Annotated in this window: 7 protein-coding genes; 6 read left to right on the top strand and 1 reads right to left on the bottom strand. The window is 54.0% G+C overall.

All coding sequences use genetic code 11. From position 1 onward, the window contains the following. Window positions 1-75: 75 nt before the first annotated feature. The 3 genes from Q2B33_RS21490 (at window position 76) to Q2B33_RS21480 (ending at window position 3,227) form a co-directional block, all read left to right on the top strand. Window positions 76-1,272: an extracellular solute-binding protein gene (locus tag Q2B33_RS21490; protein WP_300914238.1), complete on the top strand. Its 1,197-nt coding sequence runs from the start codon at window positions 76-78 to the stop codon at window positions 1,270-1,272. A gap of 133 nt (window positions 1,273-1,405) precedes the next feature. Continuing rightward, on the top strand, window positions 1,406-2,296 hold the full coding sequence (locus tag Q2B33_RS21485) for a sugar ABC transporter permease (RefSeq protein ID WP_300818693.1): 891 nt from the start codon (window positions 1,406-1,408) through the stop codon (window positions 2,294-2,296). A 13-nt stretch (window positions 2,297-2,309) separates the two neighbouring features. Continuing rightward, a complete protein-coding gene (locus Q2B33_RS21480) occupies window positions 2,310-3,227 on the top strand; it encodes a carbohydrate ABC transporter permease (RefSeq protein WP_300766855.1) in 918 nt (305 codons plus the stop codon). A gap of 48 nt (window positions 3,228-3,275) precedes the next feature. Here Q2B33_RS21480 and Q2B33_RS21475 read toward each other — a convergent pair whose 3' ends face one another. Further along, complete coding sequence (locus Q2B33_RS21475; protein WP_300783547.1) at window positions 3,276-4,229, bottom strand: AraC family transcriptional regulator; 954 nt, start codon at window positions 4,227-4,229, stop codon at window positions 3,276-3,278. A 206-nt stretch (window positions 4,230-4,435) separates the two neighbouring features. Between Q2B33_RS21475 and Q2B33_RS21470 the strand changes: the two genes are divergently transcribed. The 3 genes from Q2B33_RS21470 to Q2B33_RS21460 all read left to right on the top strand — a co-directional run bounded on the left by Q2B33_RS21470 (window position 4,436) and on the right by Q2B33_RS21460 (window position 9,445). Beyond that, entirely contained in the window at window positions 4,436-5,641 is a 1,206-nt protein-coding gene (locus Q2B33_RS21470; RefSeq protein ID WP_334305359.1) for a glycosyl hydrolase family 8, read from the top strand. Then, a complete protein-coding gene (locus Q2B33_RS21465) occupies window positions 5,635-7,311 on the top strand; it encodes a family 43 glycosylhydrolase (protein WP_300783545.1) in 1,677 nt (558 codons plus the stop codon). The genes Q2B33_RS21470 and Q2B33_RS21465 overlap by 7 nt, the downstream gene beginning before the upstream one ends. A gap of 142 nt (window positions 7,312-7,453) precedes the next feature. Continuing rightward, the gene (locus Q2B33_RS21460) at window positions 7,454-9,445 is read left to right on the top strand and encodes an alpha-glucuronidase (RefSeq protein WP_300766848.1); all 1,992 of its coding nucleotides are present in this window, start codon (window positions 7,454-7,456) and stop codon (window positions 9,443-9,445) included. Window positions 9,446-9,603 lie beyond the last annotated feature (158 nt).

The raw sequence follows: 9,603 nt of genomic DNA, 5'->3' as shown, positions 1-9,603 counted from the left end.
GCGACCACCGAGATCTACACTCTTTCCCTACACGACGCTCTTCCGATCTAAATTTATGGCACCTTCCAGAATGACGTGACCGAGGTGGCGCCGCCCTTCGAGTGCAGCATCGGCTTTTATATCCAGAAGGCTGTGCTGGAGGAGGCCGGGTATCCGGAAGTCCATACTATGGACGAGTACTTCAAACTGATTGAGGACTATATAGCGAAGCATCCCGACATCGATGGCGTGAAGACCAGCGGATTCGAGATTCTGGCGGACGGCTGGCGCAACTGGGCGCTGCTGAATCCCGCCCAGAACCTGCTGGGCGCAGGCAATGAGGGCGCAGTCTTTGTCGACCAGACCAGCTTCGAGACATCCTTCTATCAGGTCAGCGATACCGCCCATGATTTCTACAAAAAGCTCAATGAGGAGTATCTCAAGGGTATCATCGAGGCGGAGACCCTGACTCAGAGCTATGACGACTATATCTCCAAGATTACCACAGGGGCCGTCCTCGGCTTCTATGACCAGAACTGGAACTTCCAGAGCGCCAACGACCTGCTGAAGGCCGATGGCAAATTCGAACGCACCTATGTCTGCCTGCCCATTACCAACCCCGGCGTGAAGGACGGATATCTGGACAAGAGCAACGGCATCCCTACCGCCACCAACGGCGTGGGCATCAGCATCAATTGCGAGAATCCCGAGAGGCTGATGCGCTTCTTCGACTGGCTGTGCCAGAGGGAGGTGCAGGATTATCTCCAGTGGGGCGAGGAAGGTGTTGATTGGAACTACACGGAGGACGGAGGCAAAGCGCTGACGCCCGAGAGGCGCGCCATCAACTACGATACCGCCAGGAGGCGCGATGAGACAGGCCAGCCCGTGTGGAACTACTGCCCGAAGTGGCAGGGCATCTACAAGGCCGACAATATGCCCTGTGGCCCTGGCGAGTCCCCTGACGAGTACCTGGCATCCCAGTCCGATTACGACAGGCAGTTCCTGGAGGGATATGGCATCAAGTATCCGGCGGAGCTGTTCTCGGATCCCATTGTACGGCCTGCCTACTATCCCGTGTGGGCCATGAATCTGGAGGACGGCAGCCCCGCGGCAGTGGCCAGCCAGAAGATTACCGATGTGACCATGAAACTGTATCCCAGACTGATTCTGGCAAAGGATGAGACAGAATACGAATCCATCTGGCAGGATTTCCTGAAAGAGTTCAATGCTATCGATTTGGATTCCTATCAGCAGGAAGTAGACAAGCAGATTGCCGAGAAGATGGCGAAGTGATTTTAGCGGCGATGGGAGGAGTCACATCCCCTCATCGCCTGTCTGTATGCGGAAGCTCTCCTCCTAGGAAGGAGAGCTGTCACCGGAAAAGAGAGGATACGGGATGGGTAAATATCAGAAAACATTAAAAAAGATGGCAGGACAGAAGATCCTGTACCTGATGATCGTGCCATGCATGATCTACACATTTATCTTTTCATACTATCCGCTGAGCGGATGGATTATGGCATTTCAGAACTATAAGCCCGCGAAGGGATACGCCGGTTCCACATTCGTGGGATTGGACCAGTTCATGTTCCTGTTCGAGGATGTAGAATTCTGGCGGAGCGTGCGCAATACTTTGATGATGTCCGTGATGAACCTGGCCTTCAGCTTTGTCTTTGCCATTGTGTTCGCCCTGCTGCTCAATGAGATCAAGTCGCTGGGGTTAAAGAGGATCGCGCAGACCGTGTCCTATCTGCCCCATTTCCTGAGCTGGATTATCGTCTGCTCCCTGGTGTCCAACATACTGTCCACCAATGACGGCATGCTGAACAATATCCTGATGGGGCTGGGTCTGATCGACAAACCCGTCCTGTGGCTGGGAGAGCAGAAATATTTCTGGTGGGTGACCACCTTTTCCAACATCTGGAAGGAGACGGGATGGAATTCCATCATCTACATAGCGGCCATCTCCGGCATCGACCAGTCGCTTTATGAGGCCGCGGAGCTGGACGGCGCCGGCCGTTTCCAGAAGATGTGGCATGTGACCCTGCCGGGAATCAAGTCCACCATCGTGGTGCTGCTGATCATGAACCTGGGCTGGGTGCTGAACGCCAGCTTCGAGGTGCCCTATATCCTGGGCAGCGGTCTGCTTCAGGACGTGTCCCAGACCATAGACATCTTCGTGCTGAAATACGGCATGAGCATCGGCAATTATTCCCTGGCCACGGCAGCGGGCATCTTCAAGTCTGTCATATCCCTGCTGCTGGTGTTCGGAACCAATGCCATAGCCAACAAGCTGGGCGAGAACAGCCTGATGTAAGGAGGGAGAGCAGATGAAGAATTTTTGGAGCATTAGGATCGGAAAACACAGACTGGGTGACCTGACATTCCACCTGGTCAACGGAATCGTCATGCTGTTCGTGGTGGTGGTCATGCTGTATCCCTTCTGGAATACCATAGCGGTGTCCTTCAATGACGCCCAGGATACCCTGCGGGGCGGAATCACCTTCTTCCCCAGAGTCTTCTCCACATACAGCTACAAATCTGTCTTTAAGAACAAGCTCATGGCCACCGCGGCCCTGAACTCGGTGCTGCGCACCCTGCTTTCCACGGTGCTGGGAGTGCTGGTGGGATCGCTGATTGCTTATGTGCTCTCCAGAAGGGAGCTGGTAGGCAGGAAATTCATCACTGTCTATTTCCTGGTGACCATGTACATCTCCGCCGGTCTGATTCCCAATTATTTCCTGATCAAGGATCTGGGGATGCTGAATAAGTTCTCGGTGTATGTGGTGCCGGGACTGGTAAGCGTGTACAATATCGTCGTAATCAAGTCCTTCATACAGTCCCTGCCGGACAGCCTCACGGAGGCGGCCATGGTGGACGGGGCGGGACATTTCCGCTGCTATTGGCAGATTGTGCTGCCCTGCTGTAAATCCGTGCTGGCCACAGTGGCTCTCTGGTGCGCCGTGGGCGCCTGGAACCAGTGGTTCGACACTTTCCTGTATGCGTCCGGCGCCGACCACCTGACCACCCTGCAGTACGAGATGATGAAGCTTCTGTCCTCGGCCATGCAGTCCGGACGCGACCTTTCCAGCATCTATGGCAACGGACAGCAGGTGGCCAATACGGTGACCCCTACCTCTATCCGCGCGGCGGTGACCATCGTGGCCTCGGTACCCATACTGATCGTGTATCCTTTCCTGCAGAAATATTTCGTAAAGGGCGTCACGCTGGGGGCGACAAAGGAATAAGTGTGCAAAGAGCGTGCATCCTTCCGGACTTGCACCGGTTCGTGACGGTCACTGACTGCCGTGGCCATGGAGGCTGCGGTATTCTAAGGGGGAGCAGTTCCTGTATTTCCGGAAGGCTCTGCCGAAGGAGGAGGAGCTGGCGTATCCGCAGGCGGCGGCTATGTCCGACACGGGGACGGAGGTGTCCTTTAAGAGGGACTCTGCCGACTGGATGCGCAGGAAGCTCAGATAATCATAAAAGGTCTGGCCTGTATGCTGCTTGAAGATTCTGGTGAAATAAAACTTTGACAGGTCAGCCTTTTTTGATATCTCTTCCAGGGTAATGTTCTCCGCGTAATGGCGCTGCAGGTATTCCAGAAGCCGGGAGACGGTGTCGGAGGCTGAATTTCCTTTTATGTGGTCCGCGTGCCCTGAAACGGTATGCTGTCTGCCCGTGCAGTAATCTGTGTAGTGGGCATAGAATTTCATCAGGCAAGCGTAGATGAAAAGCAGCTTTGAGGGGCTGTCGCTCCAGTAGTGGCCGGCCGTCTCCATGATCAGGGAGATTTCCGTCTCATAGATTTCCGGACAGGCATCCGCCGTGATGAGCACTGGCTTCGACAGAAGGGCCTGGGTGCGCAGAAAGCTCCCGAACTGACAGAAGAGAGTCAGCTCCAGCAGGAAAATGAACCGGCTCCCGCAGGGAGGGGCTTCGATGGAATGCAGCTCTCCGGGCGGAATCAGCAGGATGTCCCCGGGCTTTAGCCGGAAGGTGACATTCTGTACTGTGGCGGTAAGCTCCTCTTCCAGAGGGATGATGATTTCCTGGGCGTCATGCCAGTGGGTGGAGAAGGCGCTGGTCTGGGTATTGTACCAGAAGCGCAGGGTGGTCTGGGCCATGTAGGGGGTGAACTCATATTCTTCCGAGGTGCTGTTTGCAGCAAAGCCCGGGAATTCGTCAGGCTGTATCTGGTAGTCCTGCTTCTGCTTTTCGGTCAGTGCGTATAAGTGCTTTGGGTTCATGGCGCGCTCCCTTCTTGAGGATAAAATATTTCGAGTATACTATTGTACCATGACTTCGTGCGCTTCAGAGCACATGGAATCAAAAGTTGACATGATGCTCTTCCATGTCAACATTGTAACATGACTGCCGAGGCGGCGCAAACCCTGTTTCTCATTTTATGGATTTGGAGGATTTGGCCGAAAGCTTCGGCATAAGGGAAAGGAGAATGGAAATGGGATCCTTTGACACAGGGATATACCGCAATGTCTTTGCGGAGATTGGAAAAAGCCAGGAGGAGATTGACCGGAAGCTCCGGGAAGCGGCGGATACCTTCTTCTATGGAAGCGAGGAGGAACGAATCTACCATCCCGTGGGGGAGGACATGGGATATCTGGAGGACACCGGAAACAATGACGTCCGGACAGAGGGGATGTCCTACGGGATGATGATGTGCGTCCAGCTGGACATGAAAGAAGAATTCGACCGTATCTGGAAATGGTCCAGGACCTATATGTACATGGATCAGGGGGAGAACGAGGGCTACTTCGCCTGGAGCTGCAAGCCAAGCGGGGAGAAGAACGCCTTGGGGCCCGCGCCGGACGGAGAGGAGTATTACGCCATGGCCCTGTTCTTCGCCTCGCACAGATGGGGGGACGGAGAGGGAATCTACGCGTACTCTAAAGAGGCACGCAAGATCCTTGGGGCCTGCATCCATAAGGGGGAGGACGGCAGGCCGGGCGCGCCCATGTGGAACCGGGAGAACAAGCAGATCCTTTTCATACCGGGCAGCCCCTTCACGGATCCGTCCTATCATCTGCCCCATTTTTATGAGCTCTTTGCCCTCTGGGCGGATCAGGAGGACAGGGAATTCTGGAGACAGGCGGCATGTGCCAGCAGGAGGTACCTGGCCAGGGCCTGCCATCCCGTGACGGGAATGAACCCGGAGTATGGGGAGTTCGATGGAACCCCCATGGACAGGAAGATGCCATGGGGCGATACCCACGGCCGATTCTACAGCGATGCCTATAGGACGGCGGCCAACATCGGCCTGGACTGCGCCTGGTTTGACAAAGACGAGGGACATTACGGTGCGCCCCTTAGGCTGATGCGTTTCCTGGGCACGGATCTGGAGGCGGCGAGATGCGTATTCGAGGTGGACGGCACGCCGGTGGACAAGACGGTGCTGCATCCCCTGGGACTGCTGGCCACCACGGCCCAGGGGGCTCTGGCTGTGCCCAGGGAGGACTCGGAGGAGGCCGGGAGCGACTGGAATGTGGCACGCAGATGGGTGGAATGGCTCTGGAACCAGCCGCTGCGGCGGGGCGGCAGACGGTATTACGACAACTGCCTGTACCTGTTCGCGCTGCTGGCCCTGAGCGGGAATTATAGAATCTATTCCGCAGGAGGAAAGAAGGAGATGCGGATATGGTAGCTTATGAGGAAAAAAGTGCAAGGCTTCTGGCCTATACCAGGAGCGCGTCCCCCGGGGATTATCCGGAGGGACTGGCATACAGCGTTCATCTGGCATACAGCATGGACGGAGAGCGGTACTTTGCGCTCCATGGAAACTATGGAGTCCTGTTCGCGGAAGCAGAGATTTCCGGGGAGGACACCATCGTCCCCCAGTACGTGGAAAATCCCCGCATCCTGATCCTGGTAACCGGAAACTATGGAATCCTGGCGGACAGGGCAGGGGAAGAGGGCCATGCCCTGCTCTGGCGAACCGTAGATTTTAAGGAATTCCAGCCGGCCCTGCTGATGGAGAAAAGCGGGGAGCAGTGGGAGGCTCTGTGGGCGCAGGCAAAGGATGTCCCACAGGAGAGCCACATTGTGGAGGGGGAGGCAGTAATGGGCAGCAGCATGGAGATCAGCCGCTCCTTCTGTGATCGTATCGTGCAGAGCTGGTCGCAGGTGCACAATACCGAAATCCGCCTGCCGGACACGATTCGCGTCCATGGACCGGAGGAGCTGGCAGCCGTTCAGGCACAGGCTGTGTATTCGGACGGTTCCACAGATATGAAGACAGTCGCGTGGGATATGGAAGGGATAGACTTCGGGACTCCCGGCATCTATTCCGTGACGGGGAGGGTCTGCAGCAGGAAATTTGCCTTCCCCCTGCTCAAGGGCCGGGGCGACCCCGTCATCTTTCCCTGGGAGGGGAAGTGGTATTTCCTGGCCACCAATGACAATCAGAACGATATAGGCATCTATGTGCGGGAAGCGGACAGCGTGGAAGGGCTTTTTGAGCCGGGGACGCAAGACCGCCTGCTTCTGGACGTGGACGAGGAAAAGGGCTTCATACAGACCTTCTGGGCGCCGGAATTCCATGTCATAGGCGGGGAGCTCTACATCCTGTTCGCGGTGGGCGGGAAAGTGTGGGGGCCCCAATGCCACCTGATGCGTCTGAAAAAGGACGGACGGATTGTGGAGCGGGACAGCTGGGAGGAACCTGTGAAGGTAGTGCGCAGGGACGGAACGCCGCTGACTACAGATGGAATCACGCTGGACATGACCTACCTAAGGGCGGGCGGGACTTCCTACATGGCCTGGTCTTACCGCAGGGGGATAGGAACGCCGAAGGACACCGGCTCCATGCTCTACATCGCCAGGGTGGAGGAAGATGCGCCCTGGAGGCTGGCCGGGGAGCCGGTGCTTCTCTCCCGTCCCCTCTACGGATGGGAGAACGTGAGCGGGACCATCAATAACGAAGGCCCCCACGGATTCGTCAAGTCAGGGAAAGTCTATATGACCTACTCCGGCGGCGCCGCCAACAGCTATACCTACGTGCTGGGCCTTTTGACGGCTGACGAGGACGCGGATCTGACGGCTGTGGAATCATGGAGAAAGAGCATCGTCCCCGTGCTGTCCTTTTATTCTGTCAAGGGCGAGTACGGCCCTGGGCACAATTCCTTCTTTGTGGACGAGGATGGGAAGCTGATGATTGCATACCATGCGGAGACGGAATTGTCATCGACTTTGCGCTGCGATGGCATCCGGCGCGTACACTTCGATGTCGATGGGGAGCCGGTCTTCGATCTGTCGGCGGAGCGGGACCTGGATCCGGCTCTGTGCGAGGTGAGCGCGAAGATAGAGGTGGAATGACGTCATAGCATCTATAATAGGTAGAAAGCGCCGGGTGGGCAGCCATACGGCGTTTTTCGGGTTCGAGAAGATTCCGGCAGGATAAAGTCCATGATATACCCTAGCCAATGTTGGATATTGCAGGAAAGGAAAGTGGAGTAAAATGAAAAAATGGACACAGGCTTGGCTTGATTATACACCCCGAAAAATCGGGGAGGAGGTACGGTTCCTGAATCAGGTCGCAGTAGACGGTTTTGACATCAAGAATGCCGTGATACATAATGCTCTGGCAGAATTACAAAATGGGGTTAAAGGCATGGCCGGAATCACAATGGATATTTCTGCTGTAAAAAGCGTTGAAAGCGGCATAGAAATAACGCGGGACACTGATATTGATGCGGAAGGATACTGCATTTGGGAAGCGGGAGGAATTCTGAATCTGAAAGCCTCAGATGCGAAGGGGGTGTTGTACGGCGTCTTTTGCATTCTGCGCCAGATAGCCATGGAAAAGGCTCTGCAGGGAATCCATATATCCTGTAGGCCAGACAATCCTCTGCGAATGTATAATCATTGGGACAATATGGACGGAAGCATCGAAAGGGGATATTCCGGCGCTTCTTTTTTCTTTCAGGACAATGAGGTGCTGGTAGACGACCGGACGAAGGATTACTGCCGTCTGGTTTCCAGTGTGGGAATCAACGGTGTCGTCATAAATAATGTAAATGTAGGGGGAGCTGCCACTTGGCTGATTACGGAAAAGTATTTGGAGCAGGTGAAAAAGATGGCTGATCTGTTTGCCGGATATGGCATTAAACTGTTCCTGAGCCTGAACTTTGCTTCCTCTATAGAGGTAGGCGGCTTAGATAATGCAGACCCATTTGACGATAGAGTAATACATTGGTGGAAAGATAAAATAGCAGAGATTTATGAAAAGATTCCTGATTTAGGCGGCTTTCTGGTGAAAGCGGATTCTGAGGGGAGACCGGGACCGTTTACCTATGGCAGGACCCAGGCGGACGGCGCGAATATGCTGGCGGATATCATCGAACCTTATGGAGGCATTATCATCTGGCGCTGCTTTGTATATAACTGCAGACAGGATTGGAGGGACTATAAAACAGACAGAGCTTGTGCGGCTTATGATAATTTTATTGGAATGGACGGAGATTATCATGACAATGTTATACTGCAAATTAAAAACGGCCCTATGGATTTTCAGATACGGGAACCGGTTTCTCCTCTTTTAGGCGGTTTGAAGAAGACAAATCAGATGATGGAAGTGCAAGTAGCCCAGGAATACACAGGACATCAGATTGATGTGTGTTATCTGATTCCCATGTTTAAAGAAATTCTGGAGTTCAGGACCTATTGCTTTGAGGGAAATGACAGGGTTGCCGATATTATCAGCGGAAAAGCGATGGGAAATCGCAGTACCGGGATTGCCGCAGTCTGCAACACCGGGGACGATTCTAACTGGACTGGGAGTGAATTGGCAGCAGCCAATTTTTATGGTTTTGGCAGACTGGCGTATCAGACCTCGCTGACCTCGGAAGAAATTGCAGAAGAATGGATTAGGCTTACATTATCTAATGAGGACGAGGTGGTGGACGCTGTCAAAAAAATCCTGCTCGGATCGAGAAAGACTTACGAAAAGTACACTTGTCCGCTGGGAATAGGCTGGATGGTCAATCCTATGGGCCATTACGGTCCCAGTGTGGATGGCTATGAGTATTCCCGCTGGGGGACTTATCACAGGGCAGACTGCAAAGGCCTGGGGATAGACCGGACGAAGAGTGGGACGGGGTATGCGCAGCAATATTATGAGCCCAATGCCTCTATGTATGAGAATAAGGATACCTGTCCGGAGGAATTGTTGCTTTTCTTTCACCACCTGCCGTACACATATCGGCTTAAGACAGGAAAAAGTATCATACAGCATATTTATGACACTCATTTTGAAGGCGTGGAGGAGGTAGAGGAAATGCTCAGCCTCTGGAATTCTCTTGCCGGAAGAATTGATAGGGAAGTGTTCCGAACTGTAGCAGAGCGGCTGGGGATGCAGTTGGATAACGCAAAGGAGTGGAGGGATCAGGTAAACACCTATTTCTACAGAAAATCCGGGATTCCGGATGAAAAGGGACGGAAAATCTATTGAAAAGAGGGGATGACATTGGATAATAATATGGGTTTGCCGGTGAAAGGAGTAACAGCACCAAAGAATCCTGAAATTCGGGGAAAAGGTTTTTATCTCATGCTGGATAAACAGATTGCTGGTTTTGTGCAGCCGGACGGAAAGGGGATACAATTCCTTTA

It is taken from the genome of uncultured Acetatifactor sp., from assembly GCF_948601915.1.
GTDB lineage: Bacteria > Bacillota > Clostridia > Lachnospirales > Lachnospiraceae > Acetatifactor.
This window is presented reverse-complemented; position numbering and strand designations above follow the sequence as displayed.